At 82.3% G+C, this 249-nt stretch carries 1 pseudogene; it reads right to left on the bottom strand.

Annotated features, from left to right (window positions below):
- Positions 1–249 (bottom strand): annotated as a pseudogene (locus tag LQ51_RS03270) (serine/threonine protein kinase); the annotation flags it as partial.

Genomic DNA, 249 nt, shown 5'->3' with positions numbered 1-249 from the left:
GCGGCCACCGGCGGGCGGGACTGCTGCTGCGGCCGGGGCGCGGCCGGCACCTGGGCGCGGGCCGTGGGCGCGGCCGGCGACGCGGGTACGCCGGAGATCGGCCGCCCGCCCCGCGCCTGCTGGGACAGGGCCAGCTTGGTCTGCCGGGCGACGCTGGCCAGCGCGGCGGCGCTCGGCCAGCGGGCCGCCGGATCCTTCGCCATGGCCCGCTCGACGATCACCCGGACGTGGGGCGGGATGTCGGCGGGC

The sequence above is a fragment of the Micromonospora sp. HK10 genome (genome assembly GCF_000982955.1).
In the GTDB taxonomy this organism is placed as follows: domain Bacteria; phylum Actinomycetota; class Actinomycetes; order Mycobacteriales; family Micromonosporaceae; genus Micromonospora.
This window is presented reverse-complemented; position numbering and strand designations above follow the sequence as displayed.